This window comes from Ensifer sp. ENS09, assembly GCF_014852425.1.
GTDB lineage: Bacteria > Pseudomonadota > Alphaproteobacteria > Rhizobiales > Rhizobiaceae > Ensifer.
In genome coordinates, this window is record NZ_JACVBP010000008.1 from 1 (window position 1) to 22,152 (window position 22,152).

22 protein-coding genes are annotated in these 22,152 nt (G+C 63.7%); 9 read left to right on the forward strand and 13 right to left on the reverse strand.

From position 1 onward, the window contains the following. Nucleotides 1-617 (forward strand): isocitrate/isopropylmalate family dehydrogenase (locus IB267_RS30330; RefSeq protein ID WP_246810897.1); only part of this gene is annotated, 617 nt, incomplete at its 5' end. A 115-nt stretch (nucleotides 618-732) separates the two neighbouring features. Here the strand turns inward: IB267_RS30330 and IB267_RS30335 are convergent. The 10 genes from IB267_RS30335 to IB267_RS30380 all read right to left on the reverse strand — a co-directional run bounded on the left by IB267_RS30335 (nucleotide 733) and on the right by IB267_RS30380 (nucleotide 10,757). After that, nucleotides 733-1,482 carry an SDR family oxidoreductase gene (locus IB267_RS30335; protein ID WP_192451120.1) on the reverse strand — a complete coding sequence of 250 codons (750 nt, stop codon included), beginning with the start codon at nucleotides 1,480-1,482 and terminating at the stop codon, nucleotides 733-735. A 20-nt stretch (nucleotides 1,483-1,502) separates the two neighbouring features. After that, nucleotides 1,503-2,345 (reverse strand): fumarylacetoacetate hydrolase family protein, encoded by an 843-nt coding sequence (locus tag IB267_RS30340; protein WP_192451121.1) that lies wholly within the window; start codon nucleotides 2,343-2,345, stop codon nucleotides 1,503-1,505. A gap of 41 nt (nucleotides 2,346-2,386) precedes the next feature. Beyond that, nucleotides 2,387-3,409, reverse strand: coding sequence for a hypothetical protein (locus IB267_RS30345; protein WP_192451122.1), 1,023 nt, complete (start codon nucleotides 3,407-3,409; stop codon nucleotides 2,387-2,389). Then, the gene (locus IB267_RS30350) at nucleotides 3,406-4,299 is read right to left on the reverse strand and encodes an SMP-30/gluconolactonase/LRE family protein (RefSeq protein WP_192451123.1); all 894 of its coding nucleotides are present in this window, start codon (nucleotides 4,297-4,299) and stop codon (nucleotides 3,406-3,408) included. Before IB267_RS30350 ends, IB267_RS30345 begins: the two co-directional genes overlap by 4 nt. Before the next feature lie 9 nt (nucleotides 4,300-4,308). Beyond that, entirely contained in the window at nucleotides 4,309-5,421 is a 1,113-nt protein-coding gene (locus IB267_RS30355) for a mannonate dehydratase (protein ID WP_192451124.1), read from the reverse strand. Between the two features lie 19 nt (nucleotides 5,422-5,440). Then, nucleotides 5,441-6,226: an SDR family NAD(P)-dependent oxidoreductase gene (locus tag IB267_RS30360; protein WP_192451125.1), complete on the reverse strand. Its 786-nt coding sequence runs from the start codon at nucleotides 6,224-6,226 to the stop codon at nucleotides 5,441-5,443. 107 nt (nucleotides 6,227-6,333) lie between these two features. Further along, the gene (locus tag IB267_RS30365) at nucleotides 6,334-7,326 is read right to left on the reverse strand and encodes an ABC transporter permease (RefSeq protein ID WP_052201674.1); all 993 of its coding nucleotides are present in this window, start codon (nucleotides 7,324-7,326) and stop codon (nucleotides 6,334-6,336) included. Then, the gene (locus tag IB267_RS30370; protein WP_192451126.1) at nucleotides 7,323-8,867 is read right to left on the reverse strand and encodes a sugar ABC transporter ATP-binding protein; all 1,545 of its coding nucleotides are present in this window, start codon (nucleotides 8,865-8,867) and stop codon (nucleotides 7,323-7,325) included. Before IB267_RS30370 ends, IB267_RS30365 begins: the two co-directional genes overlap by 4 nt. Before the next feature lie 74 nt (nucleotides 8,868-8,941). Then, nucleotides 8,942-9,901 carry a substrate-binding domain-containing protein gene (locus IB267_RS30375; protein ID WP_052201675.1) on the reverse strand — a complete coding sequence of 320 codons (960 nt, stop codon included), beginning with the start codon at nucleotides 9,899-9,901 and terminating at the stop codon, nucleotides 8,942-8,944. 112 nt (nucleotides 9,902-10,013) lie between these two features. Then, a complete protein-coding gene (locus tag IB267_RS30380; RefSeq protein ID WP_192451127.1) occupies nucleotides 10,014-10,757 on the reverse strand; it encodes a FadR/GntR family transcriptional regulator in 744 nt (247 codons plus the stop codon). A 201-nt stretch (nucleotides 10,758-10,958) separates the two neighbouring features. Between IB267_RS30380 and uxuA the strand changes: the two genes are divergently transcribed. Then, nucleotides 10,959-12,149, forward strand: a complete 1,191-nt coding sequence (gene uxuA, locus IB267_RS30385; RefSeq protein WP_192451307.1) for a mannonate dehydratase — start codon at nucleotides 10,959-10,961, stop codon at nucleotides 12,147-12,149. 8 nt (nucleotides 12,150-12,157) lie between these two features. After that, nucleotides 12,158-12,850: an RraA family protein gene (locus IB267_RS30390; protein WP_192451128.1), complete on the forward strand. Its 693-nt coding sequence runs from the start codon at nucleotides 12,158-12,160 to the stop codon at nucleotides 12,848-12,850. Nucleotides 12,851-12,880: 30 nt separating this feature from the next. Here the strand turns inward: IB267_RS30390 and IB267_RS30395 are convergent, their stop codons facing one another. Further along, entirely contained in the window at nucleotides 12,881-13,363 is a 483-nt protein-coding gene (locus tag IB267_RS30395) for an Lrp/AsnC family transcriptional regulator (RefSeq protein ID WP_192451129.1), read from the reverse strand. A 100-nt stretch (nucleotides 13,364-13,463) separates the two neighbouring features. Here IB267_RS30395 and IB267_RS30400 point away from each other — a divergent pair, with 100 nt between their 5' ends. The 6 genes from IB267_RS30400 to IB267_RS30425 all read left to right on the forward strand — a co-directional run bounded on the left by IB267_RS30400 (nucleotide 13,464) and on the right by IB267_RS30425 (nucleotide 20,073). Further along, nucleotides 13,464-14,960 (forward strand): aminotransferase class V-fold PLP-dependent enzyme, encoded by a 1,497-nt coding sequence (locus IB267_RS30400; protein ID WP_210336048.1) that lies wholly within the window; start codon nucleotides 13,464-13,466, stop codon nucleotides 14,958-14,960. Beyond that, nucleotides 14,953-15,828 carry an MBL fold metallo-hydrolase gene (locus tag IB267_RS30405; RefSeq protein WP_192451130.1) on the forward strand — a complete coding sequence of 292 codons (876 nt, stop codon included), beginning with the start codon at nucleotides 14,953-14,955 and terminating at the stop codon, nucleotides 15,826-15,828. Before IB267_RS30400 ends, IB267_RS30405 begins: the two co-directional genes overlap by 8 nt. A gap of 28 nt (nucleotides 15,829-15,856) precedes the next feature. Next, nucleotides 15,857-16,618 carry a sulfite exporter TauE/SafE family protein gene (locus IB267_RS30410; RefSeq protein ID WP_192451309.1) on the forward strand — a complete coding sequence of 254 codons (762 nt, stop codon included), beginning with the start codon at nucleotides 15,857-15,859 and terminating at the stop codon, nucleotides 16,616-16,618. A gap of 157 nt (nucleotides 16,619-16,775) precedes the next feature. Next, the gene (locus tag IB267_RS30415; protein WP_192451131.1) at nucleotides 16,776-17,771 is read left to right on the forward strand and encodes an SLAC1 anion channel family protein; all 996 of its coding nucleotides are present in this window, start codon (nucleotides 16,776-16,778) and stop codon (nucleotides 17,769-17,771) included. Then, nucleotides 17,771-18,730, forward strand: coding sequence for a GlxA family transcriptional regulator (locus IB267_RS30420; RefSeq protein WP_034787850.1), 960 nt, complete (start codon nucleotides 17,771-17,773; stop codon nucleotides 18,728-18,730). Before IB267_RS30415 ends, IB267_RS30420 begins: the two co-directional genes overlap by 1 nt. A 44-nt stretch (nucleotides 18,731-18,774) precedes the next feature. After that, nucleotides 18,775-20,073 carry an amidohydrolase family protein gene (locus IB267_RS30425; protein WP_192451132.1) on the forward strand — a complete coding sequence of 433 codons (1,299 nt, stop codon included), beginning with the start codon at nucleotides 18,775-18,777 and terminating at the stop codon, nucleotides 20,071-20,073. A gap of 15 nt (nucleotides 20,074-20,088) precedes the next feature. On the opposite strand, the gene IB267_RS30430 is transcribed toward IB267_RS30425, so the two are convergent. Further along, a complete protein-coding gene (locus IB267_RS30430) occupies nucleotides 20,089-20,946 on the reverse strand; it encodes a MurR/RpiR family transcriptional regulator (protein WP_043614025.1) in 858 nt (285 codons plus the stop codon). Between the two features lie 76 nt (nucleotides 20,947-21,022). After that, nucleotides 21,023-22,102 carry a spermidine/putrescine ABC transporter substrate-binding protein gene (locus IB267_RS30435; RefSeq protein ID WP_246764803.1) on the reverse strand — a complete coding sequence of 360 codons (1,080 nt, stop codon included), beginning with the start codon at nucleotides 22,100-22,102 and terminating at the stop codon, nucleotides 21,023-21,025. Between the last annotated feature and the right edge of the window lie 50 nt (nucleotides 22,103-22,152).

Genomic DNA, 22,152 nt, shown 5'->3' on the forward strand with positions numbered 1-22,152 from the left:
ACACCTACGAGATCGAGCGCATCGCCGGCGTTGCCTTCGAGCTCGCCCGCACGCGGCAAAACCGCGTCTGCTCGATGGAAAAGCGCAACGTCATGAAGTCGGGCGTGCTTTGGAACCAGGTGGTGACAGAGACGCACAAGGCGAAGTACTCCGACGTCCAGCTCGAGCACATGCTGGCGGACGCCGGCGGCATGCAGCTGGTGCGCCAGCCCAAGCAGTTCGACGTCATCGTCACCGACAACCTGTTCGGCGACATGCTGTCGGACGTGGCCGCCATGCTCACCGGTTCGCTCGGCATGCTGCCGTCGGCCTCGCTCGGCGCGCCGGATGGCGTCACCGGCAAGCGCAAGGCGCTCTACGAGCCGGTGCATGGTTCGGCGCCGGACATTGCCGGCAAGGGCATTGCCAACCCGATCGCGATGATCGCGTCCTTTGCCATGTGCCTGCGCTACTCCTTCAACCTCGTGAAGGAAGCCGACAATCTGGAGAAGGCGATCGCCAACGTGCTCGACCAGGGCATCCGCACCGGCGACATCATGGCCGAAGGCGCCAGGCAGGTCGGAACGACCGAAATGGGCGACGCCATCCTCGCCGAGTTCAAGGCGCTGTCGGCTTAAACGACGACCGATCAGATGCGGGCGTCCCACCGACGCCAGCGGGAACTTGAGAAACAAACACCTCCGGAGCGCATCCGGAGGTGTTTTGCATTTCCGGCCTTGGGAAGACGAGGTCTCAGATCGTGATGCCGCCGTCGATGTTGATGGCCTGGCCAGTAATGAAGGCCGCCTCGTCCGAGGCGAGGAAGGCGCAGATGGCGGCGACCTCCTCGACCGTGCCGAAACGCCCGGCCGGTTGCCGACCGATGAAGGATCGATAGGCCTCATCCCGGCTTCCAAGCTTTTCACCGAGTTCGCCGATGCGCTCCTCCAGGGAAGGCGAAGCCACCGTTCCGGGGCAGACCGAGTTGCAGCGGATGCCCTGGGATACATAGTCGGCGGCCACTGCCTTGGTCAGACCGATAACACCACCCTTGGCAGCACCATAGGCGGCACGCCGCGGGAAACCCTTGATCGAAGAAGCGACCGAACCGATGGTGATGATGCTGCCGCTATTGGCCTTCATTTTCGGGATCGCGCCGGCAATGACGTTATAGGCGCTATCAAGCGTGATGTTCACCGAGCGGCGCCAATCGGCGGGCGAGCATTCCTCGACCGTGCCCTGATGCACGTAGCCGACCGCATGCACGAGGATATCGACCCGATCGAAGCCTTCGAAATAGGCGCTGACGGCCCCGTGATCCGTCGCATCGAGCCGCGTCGTCGCAGCACCGTCGAGGGTGGCGAGCAGCTCGGCATTGATGTCGCTGGCGTGGACCTCGGCACCGTCGGCCATCAGCCGTTCGGCGACGGCGCGGCCGATGCCCTGGCCGGCGGCCGTGACCACGGCAATGCGCCCGGCCAATCGTCCCGACTTTTCCTTCATGGTGAAATCCTTCCGCATGTCTAGAGGGATTGAACGACCTGCCGCTGGCGGCCGAGGCCATCGATACCAAGTTCCACCACATCACCGGGCTTCAGGTAGCGCGGCGGTTTTTTGCCCATGCCGACGCCCGGCGGGGTGCCAGTGCAGATGAGATCGCCGGGCTCCAGCACGCAGAACTCGCTCATGTAGGAGACGATGGTCGCGACATCGAAGATCATGCGGGCGGTCGTGCCGGCCTGCATGCGCTCGCCGTTGACGTCGAGCCACATGGACAGCGCCTGCGGGTCCGGCACCTCGTCCTTCGTCACGAGCCAGGGGCCCGTCGGGCAGAAGTTCGGGAAGCTCTTGCCCTTCACCCATTGCCCGCCGCGCTCCATCTGCCAGGCCCGTTCGGAGACATCGTTGACGACCGTATAGCCGAAGACATGGTCCATGGCAGCGTCACGAGAAATACCGAGTGCGCGCTTGCCGATAACGATGCCGAGCTCGACCTCCCAGTCGAGCTTCGACATGTTTTCGGAGTGGAGAAGCGGCGCGTTCGGACCGCAATAGGTGCCGGCCGCCTTGTTGAAGAGGATCGGTTCGGACGGCACTGGCAGTCCCGCCTCTTCCGCATGGTCGGAGTAGTTGAGGCCGACGCACCAGATCGTACCGGGCCTTGCGACAGGCGGCAGGATGTCCGCATCGACCACCGGCATCAAAGGGAGCGCCGCGAAATCGGCGCCGGAGAGCACTGCCAAGACACCAGGCAAAGTTTCCGCCGTGAAGTCCTGGACGAGCGAAGACACGTCCCGCGCCTTGCCCTCGCCATCGAGGATGCAGGGCACGGCGGAGCCGCCGACGATGAGACGCAGCAATTTCATTCTCTTGGCCTTTCAGTTGTATAGGTCCGGGCGAACGCCGTTCAGCCGATCGGAGCGGCCTCGACGGACAGCCGATAGCGGGTGGTGAAAGTCTGATCGGGTTCGAAGGCAATCGCCGTTGCAACGCCGGATGCCGCGATGGGATTGTCGCCTGTGGAGACCGCCGGTCCGAGATCGAAGGCGGAAGCTATCGGCTCGACACCAAGCGCCACATGTCGCCCGTTCCAGGGATAGGCCTTGCGTCCGCGGTTGCTGAACCAGAGCAGAAGGCTCGGAAAATGTTCCTTCTGCCAGGCAAGCCGCGCGCGAAAACCCTCGTCGCGATAGTGGAGCACCAAGCTGCCATCGATACCGGAGAGCTGCAGCAGGTCCTCGGTCTCTTCGACAAGCGGCACCTGCGATGCGTCGATGCTCGCATCGCCACGCGTATCGACCTTACCGAGCGACGACCACTGCCGGTTGGGCGAAAACAGAGCCGCGCCCGGTTCGACATCGCCGGGAAAGCTCCAGACTTGGTCATAAGCACCGGGTTCGATGGCTACCGAACCGGGGCGGGTCGAGAGCCGGAACGTCGGATGCAGGCCGATCGGCAGGCGGCACGGACGCCGAGCCTCGATTTCCAAGGTGAGGTCGACAGCCGCCGCATTGGGATCCGGCACGATCCGCCGCCGCAGCAGGCGGATCGGATGGGTCTCCGGATATTGGCATTCCATGGTGATCTGACGGTCGTCGCAGGCGCCCCAGTCCCAATGGACGTTGGAGCTTTGGCCATGCGGCACGTCGGCGCCCGCAAAACTCTCACCGTCTACGGGCCAGCCTGCGGGAAGCGTGCGGTCCGTGTCGCTGCCGAAAGGCACACACGGCCACTCACCACGCAACTCCCTCAGGATTTCCGGCAGCGTCTCCCGCTCGGGGTTGTTGCCCCATGGCGCCACATGCAAGGGGCTGACCTGGCGTCCATCCGGCAGCAGGAACAGCACCGGGCCGAGCATGCCGCCGAGCGACTGCACCGTGAGGCAGCCATGCGCCCAGGCAAGGGCGCGCCGTGTCGTCTCCGCGCTCACCGGCTTGCCACCCCAAACCGATTTTCCGGCATGCCCGGGACTTCGACACGCATGGCATAGAGGCTGCCAGCAAGGCGCTCGGCTGGCCCTCCCCCGGCCGTGGTGATGTAGAGCGTCTTCAAGTCTGCGCCGCCGAAGGTGCAAGTGGTGATGTTGGTGACCGGCATGTCGATCGCCTCGGCAAGGCTCCCATCGGGCGCTATGCGCGCGATGCAGCCACCGCCATAACGGCAGTTCCAGAGGAACCCATTGCTGTCGATCGCCGAACCGTCGGGCGCGCCGCGGCCGAAACCGGTGAAGAAGTATCGTTCGCCGGAGATCGCTCCAGCCCTTGCATCATAATCGAAGGCATAGATCTCGTTGGCCAGCGTATCGCCGAAATAGAAAGTGGTTCGATCCGGGCTCCAGCACAGCGTGTTGGAAATGCCGAGGCCTCGCCGCCATTCGGTGACGGCACCATCGGGCGCGATCCGGTAGAGGATACCCTCGCCCGGCGCGACGTCTCCAAGCTGGCCATCGGGAAGGACATTGTTCTTCATCGAGCCGACCCAGAAATTTCCGACTGGATCGGCGCGGCCGTCATTCAGCCGAACCCGTGGCGAACCGGGCAGGACGAAGCCGTGATCCTCCTGCCGGTCGGTTTCGGGCCACCACCAGATGAGCTTCGAACCGAGGGCGACCAGCAGCCGTCCGTCTTCACGGGTCAGCGAGATCGCCACCACTGGCTCGTCGAACAGCCACGTCCGGACCGCTCGCGTTGCCTCGTCATAGCGATGGATCAGAAACCGGTTGATGTCGGTCCAGTAGAGCGCCGCCTCGTCCGCCGACCAGACGGCACCCTCTCCGCAGCGGTCACCGACAGGCGCGACGCAGATAAGCTCACGGGCCATCGCCACCTCCTATTCCGCTGCGATGCTTGTCGGGATCGACCGCGACGGGCCGAGCGCCTCGGCATTCTGCACCAGCGCCTTCATGTAGCCGAGCGCGAAAGCTTTGCCAGCGTGCCAGGAGGCGCCACAGGTCATGGCCGGCGTATGGTCGGGGATCATCACGCCCTGATAGTTCTCGTCGCGCAGGATGCGGATGATCTCCGCCATGTCGATATCGCCCTCGTCGACGAAGGTCTCGACATAACGCGGCATCTTTCCGCGCACGTTGCGGAAGTGGATGTAGCCGATGCGGCCGGAGCGGGCGAAGCGGCGGACATGCTCGTAGATGTCGCCGCCCGGCATTTCCTGGAGCGAGCCGAGGCAGAGTTCTAGCCCGTTCGAGGGCGAGTCGACGATCGACATCAGCCGATCGTACTTCTCCGGCCGGTTGACGAGCCGCGCGGTGCCGCGCAGTTCCTCGGCCGGCGGATCATCAGGGTGAGCGCCAAGCACGACACCCGCCTCTTCGGCGACCGGCACGACCTCCTTCAGGAAGTGGCCGAGGCGCTCCCAGAGCTCCGCCGAGCTGACGGAAACGGAGGCAGCGCCGGCGACGCCGCGACGATAGCGCATGTTCCAGATCATGCCGTCGGGGATCGGTGCATCCGGGCTTGGCGCGATGCTGTTTTCGACGCCGAAGCCGACGGATTCGGCGCCACCGCGAGCATAAGGACCACGGGTCCAGCCATAGACACCGGCGAGCGAGAAATTGTAGCCGATGCAGGGAATCCCGGCGCGGCCGGCGTCGCGAATGAGCTGCTTCAGCCCCTCGATCTGCTGAGCGCGCTCAGGCCCGTCGAGCAGTACGTCATGCCAGAAGCGCGGCGAGAAGTTCTCGATCGCCGCAACCTCCAGCCCGCCGGCCCTGACGTCCTTCACCAGCGCCGAAAGCTCTTCGTAAGTCCAGAGCCGGTCACCGGAACAATCGCCCCAGCCGCCCTGATCGCCGCTGTCGATCTTCGGATCCTTGCCGGCGAAATAGTTGGTGAGATGCGCGACGACATGGGTCGCCCCCGCCTGCACGGCAAACTGAAAGTTATCCGGGGTGAGTTGCTCCCGGTAGAGCCCAAGGCCGATTTTCATCTTGTCTTTTCCTATCCGATTATTTGACGCCGATGCCGGCCGTGAGGCCGCCGTCGATGCGGAAGTCCGAGCCGGTGACGAAGGCGGCGCGATCCGAGGCGAGATAGGCGACCAGTTCGGCCACCTCCTCCGGTTCGCCGATGCGGCCGATCGGGTGCGCAGCGCCGAAGCGGGCAAAGGCTTCCGCCTCGCTGACGCCCTCGCCGCCATAGGTGCGGGCAGCGAGCGCCAACAGCGGCGTGCGCACCGAGCCGGGGCTCACCGAATTGACCCGGACCTTTGCTGCCGCGTGATCGAGCGCCATGGCGCGGGTCAGCGCGTGGATCGCGCCCTTGGAGGCGACATAGGCCGCGACATTCTGCTGGCAGGCATGGCCTTGCACCGAGGAGATGTTGACGATCGCGCCGCCGCCGCGCTTCATCATTTCCGGAATGCCGAAGCGGCCGGTGAGGTAGATCGAGCCGACGTTGACCGCGAGGCAGCGGGCAAAGGTCTCGGCGCTGGTATCGAGCACCGTGCCATAGGGATGGACGGCCGCAGCATTGACGATGATGTCGAGGCCGCCATGGCGCAGCGCCGCCTCGCGCACGGCCGCTTCCACTTCCGCCTCGAACGAGACGTCGGTCAGCCGGGTCGACATCGGCAGGTCACGCTCTTTCGCGATGCGGTCGAAGATCTCGTTGGTGGCGACGTCGTTGCCGCAGGCAAGCACGGTCGCGCCTGACGAGGCGAGCCGGATTGCCGAGGCAAGCCCGATGCCCGACGTGCCGGTGACCAGTGCCACTTTTCCCTTGAATTCAGTCATGATTGTCTCCGCGATGGATCGCGATGATCCGGGCCGGCGTCGGCACGGGACCATAAGCGTGATCGTTACTCATAGAGGGCGCGGGATGCGGACACCCCGCACCGGTCTCAGCGCACCCGTTCCAGAACCTGGTTCAGGAGCACGGCGCCGAGGATGATCCCGCCGCGCACGACGTATTGCCAGTATTCGCTGACATTCATCAGCGTCATGCCGTTGGAGATGCAGCCAAGGAACAGCACCCCGATCAGCGTGCCCCAGATGCGGCCCTTGCCGCCGAAGAGCGAGGTGCCACCGATGATCACGGCCGCAATCACGTCGAGCTCCATGCCGGTCGCCGTCGTCCCGGTGCCGGCCCCGATCTGCGAGGCGATCAGCGTGCCGGAGACGGCGGTGAGAGCGCCCGTCAGGCCCAGCGTCAGCGCCTTCACCTTCCAGATGTCGATGCCGGAAAGGCGGGCCGCTTCCATGTTGCCGCCGACCGCGTAAACCTCGCGGCCGAAGCTCGTGTACTTCATCAGGAAGTGCATGGCCGCAAAGGTCAGCGCGAAGATATAGACCGGGAACGGGATGCCGAAGAGGTAACCGCCGCCGAGGAAATCGAAGCCGAGCGGGAAAGACGACATCGGGAAGCCGCCGGTGATCAGATTGGCGACACCGCGAAGCGCTGCGAAAAGCGCCAGCGTGGTGATGAAGGTCGGCACGTTGAACCACTGCCGAAAGCGGCCGGTGAGATAGCCGAGCGAGAAGCCGAGCAGCAACGCCGCGGCAAAACCTACCGTGACCGCGCCCCAGTCGCCGAAGACATCGGTGAAGCGATCGGCAAACCAGGCGACGATGCAGCCGGCAAGGGCAGCACCCGCACCGACCGAAAGGTCGATCTCGCCGCTGATGATCACAGCCGTCATGCCGAAGGCGATGATACCGAGCATCGAGACCGTGCGTAGCACGTTCAAGACGTTGCTGGTGGAGGCAAAGCCCGGTGCGACGAAGATCAGGAAAATCACCAAGGCGGCGAGGATGATCTCCATCGGGTAGGTTTTCAGGAATTTGAGCGGGGTGTTCTGCCCGCCGCCTTCCGTGGTCTGGCTTACGAGTGTCATTGCTTGGCCCCTTCCATGCACAGGCCGTAAAGTTCGGTCAGGTCGGTTTTCGTCGGATCCACTTCGGCGACAACGGCGCCGTGGTGCATGACGAGGATGCGGTCGGCGACCTCAAGCACCTCCTCAAGCTCCGTCGAAACGAAGATGCTGGCGAGGCCGTCGGCGGCCTTTTGCCAGATGATGTCGAAGATCTGGCGCTTGGCCTGAACGTCGACGCCGCGGCTCGGCTCGTCGAAGAACATCACCGACGGCTGCCGGTTCAGCCACTTGCCGATCACCACCTTCTGCTGGTTTCCGCCCGACAGCGACGACACCGGCAGTTCCGGATCGCCGCACTTGATGTGCAGATCGGCGATCTGGCGGCGCACATGCGGCTGTTCGCGCCGGCGCGAGATGAAGCCCTTGTTGGAGATCGGGCCGAGGCTCGCCATGCAGAGATTGTCGGCGGTCGAAAGCGACTGCACCAGGCCGACCTCCTTGCGATTTTCCGGCGTGTAGCCGAGCCCCGCCTTGCGCATGTCGCGGGGGCTCGCGCCGGTCATGTCACGACCGTCGAATGTGACCCTACCGCCATCGATCCGGTCGGCGCCGAAGATCGCCCGCATCAGTTCCGTGCGCCCGGCGCCGAGCAGGCCAGCAATGCCGAGGATTTCGCCGGGATAGAGATCGAAGGAGACATTCTGAAAATGCCCGGAGCGGCTGAGGTCGCGCACTTCGAGCACCGGCCTTGTGCGATCGAGTGTGCGCCGTGGCGGCCGCGTCGCACGGGCGGCATCGCCGAACATCATGCCGACGATCGCCGACGGCGTCGTCGCCTTCATCTCGACCGCGCCGATATAGTGGCCGTCGCGGATCACCGTGCAGGTGTCGGCGATCTCGAAAAGCTCGCTCATGCGGTGGGTGATGTAGATCATCGTCACGCCGCGGGCGCGCAGCCGCTCGATCAGGGTGAAGAGCTGCTTGACCTCGCGCGACGCCAGCGCCGAAGTCGGCTCGTCCAAGAGCAGGATCGACGGGTTAAAGGACATCGCCTTGACGATCTCCACCACCTGCTGCTGGCCGACGCTGAGCGCCGAAACCGGCTGGCGGGAGTCGATTGCGAGCCCCATGTCGGCGAGCAACTCGCCGGCGCGGCGGTGCAGGCCCGTCCAGTCGACGACACTGAAGCCGGCGCGGCGGCGATGCGGCAGCCGGCCGAGAAAGATGTTCTCGCCGACGGAAAGCTCCGGCACCAGCGAAAGCTCCTGGTGCACGGTGACGATGCCGGCGGCAAAGGCGTCGTGCGGCGAGGTGAAATGGCGATCCTCGCCATTGACGCTGATCGTGCCCGATGTTGGCTCGGTGACGCCGGCGAGCAGCTTGACGAGCGTCGATTTGCCCGAGCCGTTCTTGCCCATCAGGGCATGCACCTGGCCGGGTGCGAAGCTGTGGGTGAATTCAGAGAGGGCGACAGTCGGGCCGTAACGCTTGGTTACGGCCCGAAAGTCCAGCCGTCCCTGCACCCCTTGCAACGCGGCTGAACTCGGTTGCGGATAGCTCATGCGGATTTCCTGCTGTGCAAGACAAGGGATTGGCGGGCGCGATGACCCGCCGCTCGGCTCACGTCAAAACCCAATCACTTCAGCGCCTTCAGGCCTTCCTTGTAGGCGGCGACGGCCTGCGTATCGGCGCGGGTCAGAGGCAGCACCGGCACGTTGACCTTGGTCTCGATTTTCTTGCCGTCGAGCAGGTTCTGCGCCGCTTCGATCGCCTGCTTGCCGACCTCGAGCGGCTGCTGCGCCGTCGTTGCCTGCAGCACGTTGTCGGAATTGAGCAGCATGTTGGCGAGCTGCTCGGAACCGTCGGTGCCGAACACGAAGACCTTGCCTTCAAGACCGGCCTTCTTCACCGCCTGGACCGCACCGATCGTGCCGCCTTCGTTGGCCGCATAGATCACCTGGATATCGGGATTGGCCGTCAGCATGTCACTGGCGACGGCGAGCGCCTTTTCGGCGAGCCAGGCATCCTGTTGGGCGACGATGTCGACCTGATCGTTGACGACGCTCAGGAACCCGTCGACGCGGGCGTTCGACTGTTCGGGCAGCAGTGCCTTGAAGGCGAGCGTGCCGATCTTGACCTTGCCGCCGTTGCCGAGCGTCTTCAGGAAATCGGTTGCGGCCTTGCCGGTGCCGATGCCGATATCGCGGTCCGAGCTTGTCACCGTTGCCTGGGCGACGTCGCCATTGGCCGAGGTTCCGTAGGTGACGACGGTGATGCCGGCGTCACGTGCCTTCTTCAGCGCCGGCACCGAGGCATCGGCGGAAAGCGGAGCGACGACGATCGAGTTCACGCCGCGGGCGATGTAGGTGTCGATCAGCTGCGCTTCCTTCTCCAGCTTGCTGTCGCTGTTGCCGGCCAGAAGCTCGTCACCGGCGGCTTCCGCCGCCTTTTCCATGCCGATCTGGATGCCGCGGAAATACTGGTCCTGCTGGAAGACGATGCCGGCGATCGCCTTGCCGCCGGCAAAGGCCGCACCCGGCGCGAAGCTGACGGTGGCAAGAAGTGCGGCAAGCGCCAGACGTTTCATGTTGCTCATATTGGTTCTCCTCCCAAGTGCCCTGTTCGTGCCGCCGGACCAACGGGCGAAAATCCGGCAAATGGCTGCCCGCACCGCATGAAGCGCGGTCCGGACCCAATCTCCAAAATGCTTATCGTGGCTGTGGGCTGCCCGGCGCGGCATCGACGAAGCGGATGCCGAACTCCAGATGGCGGCTCATCAGGTAGACATAGGCGATGCGATCGCGCGCCCGCAGCGCCCGGATGATCTCGGCATGCGCCTCGAAGGTCGCCGCATGCACCGGGCGCTCGGCCTTGCCGAGACGCATGACCTCCTCGATCACAGAACGCAGCATGTGATAGGCGGCAAGCGTCGTGCGGTTGCCCGAGAGTTCGACGATCGCCGAGTGGAACTCATAGTCGCACTGTGCGGCCGCCTCGACGCTCTCGGCCTCCAGAATGCGGGCATTGATCGCATCCAGCCGGTCGAAATCGGCGTCGCTGGCCGTCAGGATGATGTGTTCGCCGACACCGGTCTCGATGATACGACGGAAGCCCTGCAGGTCATGAAACGAGTCCGGCGAGATACCGTTGTGGAAGGCAAAGAGGCGACGGATCGCCTCGCCGTGGCCGCCGCTGATGACGGCACCCACCTTCGGGCGGGTCTCGACCATGCCATAGGCGCGCAGAACCTGCAGCGCCTCGCGCACGGTGTTGCGGCCCGCCTGGAACTGCTCACCAAGATCACGCTCGGTCGGCAACGCGTCGCCGACACCAAGGCCACGCTCGGAGATCATGTCGCGGATCTGCTCGACAAGGCGATCGACGGCCGAGGTCTTCCCCGGCTCGACGGCCTCCACGCCCGACAGTGCATCTTCCCGTACCGAACTGCTCACCGGCTCTCCTCCCTGCGATGTTTTATTTGTTGGTCCAGATCACAGTTTCCGTCAAGAGAAAATTTGATACTCTCATCTGAATCACTGATTTTCGCGCAAATTCGCCGATTTCAGGCTTGAATTGTTGGACCAATGGGACATTATTGCCGAGCGTGGTCCAACAATAACCACGGAAGCGGGTAGGAGTTCTGCATGAGAATGATGGAAGAGTGCTTTCGCTGGTATGGGCCAAACGATCCGGTGCCGCTCAGCCACATCCGGCAGGCAGGTGCCACGGGGATCGTCTCGGCGCTGCACCATATCTACGACGGCTCGCCCTGGTCCGATGAGGCGATCCAGAAGCAGAAGGCGCTGATCGAGGCGGCCGGCATGCGCTGGAGTGTCGTCGAGAGCATTCCGGTGCACAACTCGATCAAGCTCGCGACATCGGACAGTGCCCGCTACATCGGCTGGTACAAGGACACGCTTCGCGCCCTGGCACGGGCGGGCATCGACATCGTCTGCTACAATTTCATGCCTGTGGTCGACTGGACGCGCACGGAGCTGGTGCAACCCTTGCCGAACGGCGGCTACGCACTGCGCTTCGACGCCGTCGACTTTGCCGCCTACGATCTCTTCGTGCTGAAGCGTCCGCGCGTCGAGGACAGCTATTCCGAGCGGCAGATCTTCGTCGCCCGCCAGCGCTTCGATCAGATGGACCAGGCGAAAATCGACCGGATCGAACGCAATCTGATCGCCGGCCTTCCGGCAACCGAGCGCCAGTTCAACCGGGCAAGCTTCCTCGCAGCCCTTGCGGAATATGACGGCGTCACCGCCGACGCGCTGCATGACAACCTGGCGCGCTTCCTCAAGGAGATCGTGCCGGTCGCCGAAGAAGTCGGTATCCGGCTCTGCATTCATCCCGACGATCCCGCCTTTTCCCTCTATGGCCTACCGCGCATCGTCTCCACGCCGGCCGACGTCAGGCGCATTCTCTCAGCCGTCGACAGTCCGGCCAACGGCATCACCTTCTGCACCGGCTCCTACGGCACGCGCGCCGATAACGACCTGCCGGCCATGGTGCGCGAGTTCGGTCCGCGCATCCATTTCGCCCATCTGCGCAACGTCCAGCGCGAAGAGGACGGCTCGTTCTACGAGGCCGACCATCTTGGCGGATCGAGCGACATGCCCGCGGTGATCCTCGCGCTGATGGAGGAGCAGGAGCGCCGCGTCCGCGAGGGGCGCACCGACTGGCAGATTCCGCTTCGGCCCGACCACGGGCATCTGCTTGCCGACGACATCGGCAAGGAGCGCATCAACCCCGGCTATTCGCTGATCGGGCGCTTGAAGGGTCTCGCAGAAATCAGAGGCGTCATGCAGGGCATCGCGACCGCCATGGCGCATAAGGCGTGAGGGAAGACATGAAACATTTTGAAGACGATACAGAACTCTTTGCCGCCATGCGCAGCCGGTTGTTCACGGCCGTGGTCGGCGACATTCTCGACACGATGGGCTTGCAGCACCAGTTCCTGCCGCCACAGATCAAGGCGCTGCGCGACGACATGGTCGCCGTGGGCCGCGCGATGCCCGTGCTTGAAGCGGATTTCTTCGCGACGGCGGAGGCCGGCGGTCATTCGGAATTCAGCGCCAAGCCCTTTGGCCTGATGTTCCATGCGCTCGACAGCCTGAAGGAAAACGAGATCTATGTCTGCTCCGGCTCGTCGCCGCGATACGCCGTCTGGGGCGAACTGATGTCGACGCGGGCCATGAAACTGAAGGCGGCCGGCGCAATCTGCGACGGCTATTGCCGCGACAGCGCCGGCATTCTCGCGCTCGATTTCCCCACCTTCTGCTACGGCTCCTATGCCCAGGACCAGGGACCGCGCGGCAAGGTCGTCGACTACCATATCCCGATCGAGATCGGCGGCATCCGCATCCGGCCGGGCGACATCCTGTTCGGCGACCGCGACGGCGTGCTCGTTATCCCGAAGGAGGCGGAGCGCGAAGCGATCACATTGGCGCTGGAAAAAGCCGAGACGGAAAACAAGGTGCGGCTCGCAATCGAGGCCGGCATGAGCACCGTCGAGGCGTTCGAGCGCTTCGGCGTGATGTAAGCACAGGATGAGGCGCCGGGATCCGGCGCCTCACTTCAACCGGCTCAAATCCACCGGGCGACTGTTGATGATCGCCTCCATCGAGAAAAAGCCGGTGACCGTGGCGAGGTCGAAATTGGTGATGAGCTTCTGGTAGAAGGTGTCATAGCCGCGCATGCCGCGGGTCACCACCTTGATCAGATAATCCCAATCCCCGCCGATGCGATAGAAATCGATCACCTCCGGCAGTCGCTCGACATGCTGGCGGAAACCGTCGCTCCATTCCTTGGAGTGATGGCGCGTTCGGATCATCACGAACACGGTCAGATCCAGCCCCAAAATGTTAAGATCGATGTCCGCGTGCGAGCCCCGGATCACGCCGATCGCCTGCAGGCGCTGCAGGCGGCGCCAGCAGGCGTTTTGCGACAGGCCGACCTTCTCGGCCAGATCCCGCTGCGACAGCGACGAATCTTTTTGCAATGCGGTAAGAATGTTCAGATCGAACGCATCGATTTTGAACGAAGATTCGATCATTTGACACAATTCCTCGATGAAACCGCAGAAGATAGGTGAAGTTTTCGACCCTGGACGGGATTACAATTGCTGTCAATGTCCGCTCCGAGGAGTAAGCGCGATGATCGTGCCCGCCGTCCATCAACCCTGCGAGGCGCTCTCGCCGCTCGCCCGGTTCCGCCAATCCCTCAACCGGCCGGGTCTTATCTCCGATCTTCGCGACGATCTGGTCGGGGCGAAAGCGCGGATCGCCGGCCCCTACGGCACGAAGGCGCTCGTTTATGCCGACTATGTCGCCTCCGGGCGCGCATTGCGCGTGATCGAGGATTTCGTGCTTGAAGAGGTCCTGCCCTACTACGCCAACAGCCACACGGAAGCCTCCTATTGCGGGGGCTTCATGACCAGGATGCGGCGGGAAGCACGGGCGCTGATCGGTGAGTTCTGTGGCGCCACGGCCGACCACGCCGTGATCTTCACCGGCTCCGGTGCGACCTCCGGCATCAACCGGCTGGTCAAGCTCGTCGGCGTTACCGACGCGGTTGCCGCCGGCAAGACCGTCCGCGTCATCATCGGCCCCTACGAGCACCACTCCAACATCCTGCCCTGGCGCGAAAGCGGCGCTGAGATCGTCGAGATCGCCGAATGCCCGGCGGGTGGACCCGACCTCACGGAGCTTCGCGAAGCGCTAAATGCCGGTTCGCCCGAGCTGACGGTCTGTACGCTTTCGGCCGGCTCGAACATCACCGGCATCACCAGCGACGTGGCCGCGATCACCCGCATGGTCAAGGCCGCCGGCGCGAAGATGATCTGGGACTATGCCGGCGCCGGCCCCTATGTTCCGATCGCCATGTGCCCTGCGTCCGGTGCCGAAATCGACGCCATCGTCGTTTCGCCGCACAAGTTCATCGGTGGGCCGGGCGCTTCCGGCATCCTCATCGTTCGCCGCGACAGCGTCACGACGGACAAGCCGACCTGGCCGGGCGGCGGCACGGTGAAATTCGTTTCGCCGGATACGCACGACTACAGCGCCAACATCGAAGCCCGCGAAGAGGCCGGAACGCCGAATGTCGTCGGCGACATCCGGGCGGCGCTCGCCTTTATCGTCAAGCACGCCATCGGCCTTGAGAACATGGAGCGGCGCAACCGCGAACTGGCGGAGCAGGCGTTTGCCGCCTGGAAGACCATTCCGCAACTGGAGCTGCTCGGCCTGCAGGAACCGGACCGTCTGCCGATCTTCTCGTTCCGCATCAAGAACGGCAAGGGCGGCTACGTCCACCAGCAGCTCGTCACCCGCATGCTGAGCGACCGCTTCGGCATTCAGGCGCGCGGCGGCTGCGCCTGCGCCGGACCTTACGTGCACCGGCTGCTGTCGATCGATGCCGCGCACTCCGAACAGATCCGCCAGGCGATCCTTGCCGGCGAGGAAATCGAGAAGCCAGGCTTCACGCGGCTGAACTTCAGCGTGCTGCTTTCGGAAGACAAGGTGAAATACATCCTCGATTGCGTCATGCAGCTGGCCGCCGACGCGCCGAGCTTCGAAGCCGATTACGATTTTGACCCCGCCCGCGCGATCTTCTTCCCCTGCGCCGCGGCTGAAGAGGCCCTCGCCTATGCATAAGCCCGATGTGACCGGCTTTTACGATCCCCGCACCGGCAGCATCCAATATGTCGTCGCCGACCCGGCGACCGGCAAATGCGCAATCATCGATCCGGTGCTGGACTTCGACGAAAAATCGGGCTCGACCGCCACGCGCAACGCCGACGCGATCCTCGACCATATCGCCGCCAAGAACCTCTCCGTCGAATGGATCCTCGACACCCACCCGCACGCCGACCATTTCTCGGCCGCGCGCTACCTCAAGGCGAAGACCGGCGCGCCGACTGGTATCGGCGAACATGTGAAGGGCGTGCAGCGGATCTGGAAGGCGATCTACAACTGGCCGGACTTCGCCTGCGACGGCTCGCAATGGGACCGGGTGTTTGCCGACGGCGACATGTTCCAGATCGGCGAACTCAAGGCCCACGTGATGCATTCGCCGGGACATACGCTCGCCTCGATCTCTTACGTGATCGGCGATGCCGCCTTCATCCATGACACGCTGTTCATGCCAGACAGCGGCTCGGCCCGCGCCGATTTTCCGGGTGGAAGCGCTGCCGATCTTTGGCGATCGATCCAGGCCATTCTGGCGCTGCCCGATGAAACCCGGCTCTTCACCGGTCACGACTATTGCCCCGGCGGCCGGGAGGCGCGCTGGGAAAGCACGGTCGCCGAGCAGAAATCCACGAACCCGCATGTGGCCGGCAAGACCGAGGCCGATTTCGTCGGCCTGCGCGAGGCACGCGACCGCACCCTGCCGATGCCGAAGCTCATCCTGCACGCGCTGCAGGTGAACGTGCGCGGCGGCGAGCTGCCGGCGCCGGAAGACAACGGTCGGCGCTATCTGAAGATCCCGCTCGACGCGCTCCCCGGCTCGGTCTGGGGGTAGCGGCATCGTGGTGGATCCCTTCCAGCAGATGTTGCTTGCGATCGGCTCCGGTTCTCTCACCGGTTTCACGCTCGGCCTGATCGGCGGCGGCGGCTCGATCCTGGCGACACCGCTCCTGATCTATGTGGTCGGCATCCGCGACGTGCACACGGCGCTCGGAACCGGCGCGCTTGCGGTATCCGCCAACGCCTATCTCAACCTCATCAGCCACGCACTTCGCGGCCATCTCTGGTGGCGCTGCGCGCTGATCTTCACGGTCGCCGGTTCGCTCGGGGCGTTTTTCGGCTCCAGCCTCGGCAAGCTGATCGACGGCCAGCGATTGCTGTTTCTCTTCGGCCTGGTGATGATGTTCGTCAGCTTCGCCATGCGGAAAGTCAAATGCGACACGGCGGCAACACCGCAGTCGCTTTCTCTCGGCACACACGGCAAGACCGGCCTGACGGCGCTTCTGACCGGCACCTGTTCCGGCTTCTTCGGCATCGGCGGCGGTTTCCTCATCGTTCCCGGACTGCTGCTTGCGACCGGCATGCCGCTCATCAACGCTGTGGGCACGTCGCTGCTTGCTGTCGGCACCTTCGGCCTGACGACCGCGATCAACTATGCCGCCTCTGGATTGGTGGACTGGCGCATCGCCGGCTACTTCATCCTGGGTGGCATCGCGGGTGGCGTAATCGGCACGATCGTTTCGACGCAGCTTTCGACCCAGCGCGATACGTTGACCAAGATTTTCCGTGCGATCATCTTTTCCGTCAGCCTTTACGTTCTCTGGCGCAGCTACGGAGCCGTGTGACCGGCTTCGCCGTCCGCAATCCATATGACGGCGCGACTGATCGGTCCTTGGCCGGAAACATACGCAGCGAGTCCGGAATCGTACTATCTGGATCATTCAAGACAACGGCGTGGCGTGTTTTAATCCTGTCAGCACTCTTTCGGACAGGAATAATCCAATGACCGTTCAATCCATGGACCTCTCGAACAGCACGCCGTTGACCCGCAGGTCGATCTCGCAGCTTCCGATCAACCTGTTCGCCTCGGTAATGGGCATAACCGGCCTGAGCCTCGCCTGGCGCGAAGCCACCAGGACGATCGGTCTGCCGGCCCTTCCCGGCGAATATGTCGGCTGGCTCGGGACGTCGATCTTTCTAAGCCTTGCGCTCGGCTACGCTTTCAAGTGGCACCGCCATCCGGCCTCGGTCGCCGCCGAATTCGCCCATCCGGTTCAAAGCAACTTCTTCGCAACGGTCGCAATCGGCTTGCTTCTGCAGTCAGCTTTTCTGAACCGCTATAGCCCGCTGCTGTCAGAAGTCGTCTGGACGGCTGCGTCGGCGCTGACCTTCGCCCTCGCTTATGTCGTCGCCAGGGGCTTCCTCGGCCGGCAACAGTCGCGCGATACAACGCTGCCGCCGCTGCTCATCCCCGGTGTCGCCACTCTGGATATCGCCGTTACCGGCCACGCCATGCCGTTCGCCTGGGCACATGAGGTCAACATGCTTGCCTTCTCGGTCGGCAGCGTCATCGCCGCAGTCTTCATTGCGCTGATCTTCTCGCGCTTGCGCCATGAAGATCCGCTTCCGGCGCTGGCTCGGCCGTCTCTCATGGTTCTGGTCGCCCCCTTTGCCGTCGGCTTCCTCGCCTATAGCAATGTCACGGGTTCGGTCGATCTCTTCGCCACGGTCCTGTTCTACTTCGCGCTGTTTCTTATGCTCGTCCTGTCGCCGATGGTATTCCGCTCCCATGTCCCCTTCAGCGTCGCCTGGTGGGCGATCAGCTTTCCGCTTGCTGCGCTCTCGATCGCCTTCTTCCGGTATGCTGCGTCTGCCGAGAGCACCGTCCTCACAGGGCTGGCTGGACTGTTCTTTCTGTTTCTGGCTGGCGCGATTGCGGTTGTCTTCTATCGGACAATCAGCATCATCCTCACCGGCAGATTGTTCGAGGTTCGCTGATGGCCGTTCACAAAGTCGCGATCGTCGCAATGCAGGGCGTCCAGCTCCTCGACGTTATCGGCCCTTCGGACGTGTTCGCGGAGGCCAACCGTCAGAGTGGCACCGACCATTATTCGGTAGAGGTCGTCAGCGCCTCCACCGCCCCGGTGCGTGGGTCTTCCGGGCTGACCCTCCTTCCCGACCGTGCGATGGATGACGGCATTGCCGACATCGATACCCTGCTGGTTGCCGGGGACCCGCTCATTCACGAACGACCGCTTCCGATATCGCTTCTGACTTGGGTGAAAGACGCATCCGCCCGTGCCAGTCGCTTCGGATCGGTATGCTCCGGCGCCTTCGTGCTCGGCGAAGCAGGCCTGTTGAACGGCAGGCGGGCGACGACGCATTGGTCGCAAGCGGCGGAATTCGGCAAGCGCTTTCCGGAGGTGAAGCTCGAGCCTAACCGCATCTTTACCAAGGACGGCAATGTCTGGACCTCGGCGGGCGTGACAGCCGGCATCGACCTCGCACTTGCCATCGTCGAAAAGGATCTCGGCCTGCACATCGCCTTGAAAGTCGCGCGTGAACTTGTTGTCTTCCTCAAGCGACCCGGCGGCCAGACCCAGTTCAGCACGCTCCTTGCCGGCCAGCTTGCGCAGAAGACCCCTATTCGCGCGGCGCAGGACTACATTGCCGACAACCTCTCTGCCGATCTCGGTGTCGGGGCGATCGCCAGGCGCACCGGCATGAGCGAGCGAAACTTCTCCAGGCAATTCAAGCAGGAGGTGGGCATGACGCCGGCTGACTATGTTGAGAGCATGCGGCTTGAGGCCGGGCGCAGGCTGGCCGAAGACACCAGCATCCCGCTCAAAAAGATTGCGACCGATATCGGGTTCCATGACGATATCGCCTTCCGTCGTTCCTTCGTTCGTCGATTCGGCACGTCGCCGGCGGCTTATCGAAAGAGCTTCGGCTCCTAACCTCGCTCAAGGCCCGCGCCGTTACCGCCACCGGAGAAACCAGCATGTTCGACCTGATCATCCGCAATGCCAATCTTCCGGACGGACGGCTTGGCGTCGATGTCGGCGTCAAGGGCGGCAAGATCGCAGCGATCGACATGGCTCTTGCCGCGACAGCGCGCGAAGAAATCGACGCCACCGGCCGCCTGCTCAGCCCGCCTTTCTGCGACCCGCATTTCCACATGGACGCGACGCTGTCGCTCGGACTGCCGCGCATGAACGTCTCCGGCACGCTACTGGAAGGCATCGCGCTCTGGGGTGAGCTGCGCCCGATGTTGACCAAGGAGGCGCTGATCGAGCGGGCGCTGCGCTACTGCGACCTCGCCGTCAGCCAGGGTCTGCTTGCCATCCGCAGCCACGTCGACACGTCCGACCCGCGGCTGGTGACGGCCGAGGCACTACTGGAGGTGAAGGAGACGGTCGCACCCTATATCGACCTGCAGCTCGTCGCCTTCCCGCAGGACGGCTATTTTCGCGCGCCTGAAGGAGTGGCGTCACTGAACCGCGCGCTCGACATGGGCATCGGCATCGTCGGCGGCATTCCGCATTTCGAGCGGACGATGGAGGATGGCGCCCGCTCGGTGGAAGCGCTTTGCCGGATCGCCGCCGACCGCGGCCTGCCGGTCGACATGCATTGCGACGAGACCGACGATCCGATGTCGCGCCACATCGAGACGCTGGCGGCTGAGACGGTCCGCTTCGGTCTTCAAGGCCGCGTCGCCGGCTCGCATCTGACCTCGATGCATTCCATGGACAACTACTACGTCTCCAAACTCATTCCGCTGATGGCGGAGGCCAAGATCAACGTGATCCCCAATCCGCTGATCAACATCATGCTGCAGGGACGCCACGACACCTATCCCAAGCGCCGCGGCATGACGCGGGTGAAGGAGTTGATGGCGGCCGGCCTCAACGTCTCCTTCGGGCACGACTGCGTCATGGATCCCTGGTACTCGATGGGATCGGGCGACATGCTGGAAGTGGCTCACATGGCCATCCATGTGACGCAGATGGGCGGCATCGAGGACAAGCGGAAGATCTTCGATGCGATCACCGTGAACTCGGCAAGGACCATGGGTCTCGAAGGCTATGGGCTGGATGTCGGCTGTAAGGCCGACCTCGTCCTGTTGCAGGCGGCCGATGTCAGCGAGGCCCTTAGGCTGAAGCCGAACCGGCTCGCCGTTATCAGGGCCGGCAAGGTCATCGCACGGACAGCGCCGCGCATCGGCGAACTCTTCCTCGACGGTCGCCCGGCCTCGATCGATATCGGGCTCGACTACATCCCGCAGGCGCCGACGCCCTGAGCGGAGGCTGCGGCGTCAATCCTCGAAGTCGCCGAAGACGTTCTGCAATCGGGTCAGCTGGGCGACACGCTCGCCGACCTCGTCGCCGAGGACGACGATGATGTTGCTCAAGAGCAGGTCCATGACTGCAACCGTCGTTGCCGCCCCATCCCAGAGCGGGCCGTGCGAACCGGGCACGACGAGACAGATGTCGGAGACCTCGGGCGCCCAGGGGCAGAACTCGTCGGTGAAGAGGATGACCTTGACGCCGGCGCGCCGGGCTTCCTCGGCAAGCGGCCGTGCCTTGGCGGCAAACCGGCGCACGTCGTGCAGGAACAGCACGCGCCCCTCGACGGAACCGTCGAGCAGTTCGGCATAGGTGCCGTTGAGTCCATCGACGAACTGTACCCGCGGCCGGGTATAGGAAAGCTGGCTGGCGAAATACTGCGCGATGCCGCGCACGTTTTGGTACGCCGCGACATAGACCTCGCTGGCAGCGATCAACGCATCGATCGCCTGCTGCCATTCCGGCGCGGTCGTCAGCTCATAGATCATGCCGAGATTGTCGATCTGCTGCTGGATCAGGCCGGCAAGCAGCTTGCCTTCGCGGTTGTCGTCGCGCAGACGGCCGACCGATCCCTTCACCTGCCAGGCCGGATTGTTGGAGCCGTCGCGCCGAAGTTCCAGCTTCAGCTCGTCGAGACCGTCGAAGCCCATGCGCCGGAGATAGCGCCCGACCGTCATCGGTGAGACCTCGAGCCGGGTCGCGATCGAGCGCGCCGTCTCGAAGGGAATGTCGGCGAGATTTCGCTCGATGTAATTGGCGATGAGCTTGTCCGATTTCGAGCGTCTGAGCTCGTCGCTGCGCACCAGCTTCAGGATTCGCTGTGCCACGTCCCCTCCCCTTGCATGATCAAAGCGGGATGCCGGCAAGGCTTCGCCGCACACCCCGCTCCGTCGCATCGCCTCTTTATTGCGCCGTCTTCACCTTCGTCCAGACCCGATCGAGCTGGCGCACGCCGGGGCCGAGATCTTCGAAGATCTGCAGCTTCTGCATGGTTTCCGGCGGCGGATTGATTTCCTTGCTATTCTTGATCTGCTCGGGGGTCAATTGCCGCGCCGGGACGTTGGCGGTGCCGTTCGTCTGCTGCTCGATGTTGAGTGCAGCCACTTCGGGGCGCGTGTAGAACTGCATGAACTTGACGGCGTTCTCCTTGTTCGGCGCGGTCTTCAGGACGCAGATATCCTCCTGATACATCGTCGCGCCTTCCTCCGGGATCACGTAGCCGAGATCCTTCGGATTGCCGAAGACGTCGACCATCGAGCCGACGAAGAAGTGGCCGGCCGCCACGTCGCCGGCCGCCACCATTGGACGGGTGTCATAGGTGAAGGCGGCGACTTCGGGCTTCATGGCGATGATCGTATCGGCTGCCTGCTGCAGTTCCGCCGGATCGGTGGAGTTGACCTTGTGGCCGTTGAGGATCAGGCCGACCGACAGCACCTCGCGCATGTCGTCGAGCAGCGTGAACTTCAGGCCTTTGGCCTTCACCGTCTCGATCAGGTCGCGCCAGCCGGTTACGTCCTTGCCGAGCAGTGTGCGGTTATAGAGGATGCCGACCGTGCCGAAGGCATAGGGCAGGCAATATTCGCCCTTCGGGTCGCTCTTGGCACGAAGGAACGTGGGGTCGATGTTCTTGAAGCCCTCGTAAGTGTTGATGTCGGTCTTTTCCAGCAGGTCGAGCTTGGCCATGATGTCCTGCATGTGCACCGACGGAAAGACGATGTCATAGCCCGTGGCGCCGCCCTGGATCTTCGCCAGCATTTCCTCGTTGGAGGAATAGGTCGAGAGGTTGACCTTGATCTTAGTCTCCTCCTCGAACTTCTTCAGCACGGCCGGATTGATGTATTCGCCCCAGTTGTAGATGTTGAGCTCGGCCGCCTGCGACGTGCCGAAAAGGGCTGTCAGCGTCGCCAGGGAAAGTGCCACTGTGCGTGCACGGGTCGCGAAAGCTCTCCTGCCTCCGCGGGTCGTCCCGTTTGTCGTCGTCATTGAAATTCTCCTCTGATGGTTTCTGGCCGGACGGCCTGACACGACCTTGA

What these genes read in the sequence shown, in the direction of transcription:
- IB267_RS30410 (WP_192451309.1), top strand. Translation starts at nt 15,857, where the DNA reads ATGTTGCTTGCGATCGGCTCCGGTTCTCTCACCGGTTTCACGCTCGGC.
- IB267_RS30435 (WP_246764803.1), bottom strand. Translation starts at nt 22,102, where the DNA reads ATGACGACGACAAACGGGACGACCCGCGGAGGCAGGAGAGCTTTCGCG.
- IB267_RS30425 (WP_192451132.1), top strand. Translation starts at nt 18,775, where the DNA reads ATGTTCGACCTGATCATCCGCAATGCCAATCTTCCGGACGGACGGCTT.
- IB267_RS30355 (WP_192451124.1), bottom strand. Translation starts at nt 5,421, where the DNA reads ATGAAAATCGGCCTTGGGCTCTACCGGGAGCAACTCACCCCGGATAAC.
- IB267_RS30420 (WP_034787850.1), top strand. Translation starts at nt 17,771, where the DNA reads ATGGCCGTTCACAAAGTCGCGATCGTCGCAATGCAGGGCGTCCAGCTC.
- IB267_RS30395 (WP_192451129.1), bottom strand. Translation starts at nt 13,363, where the DNA reads ATGATCGAATCTTCGTTCAAAATCGATGCGTTCGATCTGAACATTCTT.
- IB267_RS30365 (WP_052201674.1), bottom strand. Translation starts at nt 7,326, where the DNA reads ATGACACTCGTAAGCCAGACCACGGAAGGCGGCGGGCAGAACACCCCG.
- IB267_RS30375 (WP_052201675.1), bottom strand. Translation starts at nt 9,901, where the DNA reads ATGAGCAACATGAAACGTCTGGCGCTTGCCGCACTTCTTGCCACCGTC.
- IB267_RS30370 (WP_192451126.1), bottom strand. Translation starts at nt 8,867, where the DNA reads ATGAGCTATCCGCAACCGAGTTCAGCCGCGTTGCAAGGGGTGCAGGGA.
- IB267_RS30405 (WP_192451130.1), top strand. Translation starts at nt 14,953, where the DNA reads ATGCATAAGCCCGATGTGACCGGCTTTTACGATCCCCGCACCGGCAGC.
- IB267_RS30360 (WP_192451125.1), bottom strand. Translation starts at nt 6,226, where the DNA reads ATGACTGAATTCAAGGGAAAAGTGGCACTGGTCACCGGCACGTCGGGC.
- IB267_RS30415 (WP_192451131.1), top strand. Translation starts at nt 16,776, where the DNA reads ATGACCGTTCAATCCATGGACCTCTCGAACAGCACGCCGTTGACCCGC.
- IB267_RS30400 (WP_210336048.1), top strand. Translation starts at nt 13,464, where the DNA reads ATGATCGTGCCCGCCGTCCATCAACCCTGCGAGGCGCTCTCGCCGCTC.
- IB267_RS30335 (WP_192451120.1), bottom strand. Translation starts at nt 1,482, where the DNA reads ATGAAGGAAAAGTCGGGACGATTGGCCGGGCGCATTGCCGTGGTCACG.
- IB267_RS30390 (WP_192451128.1), top strand. Translation starts at nt 12,158, where the DNA reads ATGAAACATTTTGAAGACGATACAGAACTCTTTGCCGCCATGCGCAGC.
- uxuA (WP_192451307.1), top strand. Translation starts at nt 10,959, where the DNA reads ATGGAAGAGTGCTTTCGCTGGTATGGGCCAAACGATCCGGTGCCGCTC.
- IB267_RS30340 (WP_192451121.1), bottom strand. Translation starts at nt 2,345, where the DNA reads ATGAAATTGCTGCGTCTCATCGTCGGCGGCTCCGCCGTGCCCTGCATC.
- IB267_RS30350 (WP_192451123.1), bottom strand. Translation starts at nt 4,299, where the DNA reads ATGGCCCGTGAGCTTATCTGCGTCGCGCCTGTCGGTGACCGCTGCGGA.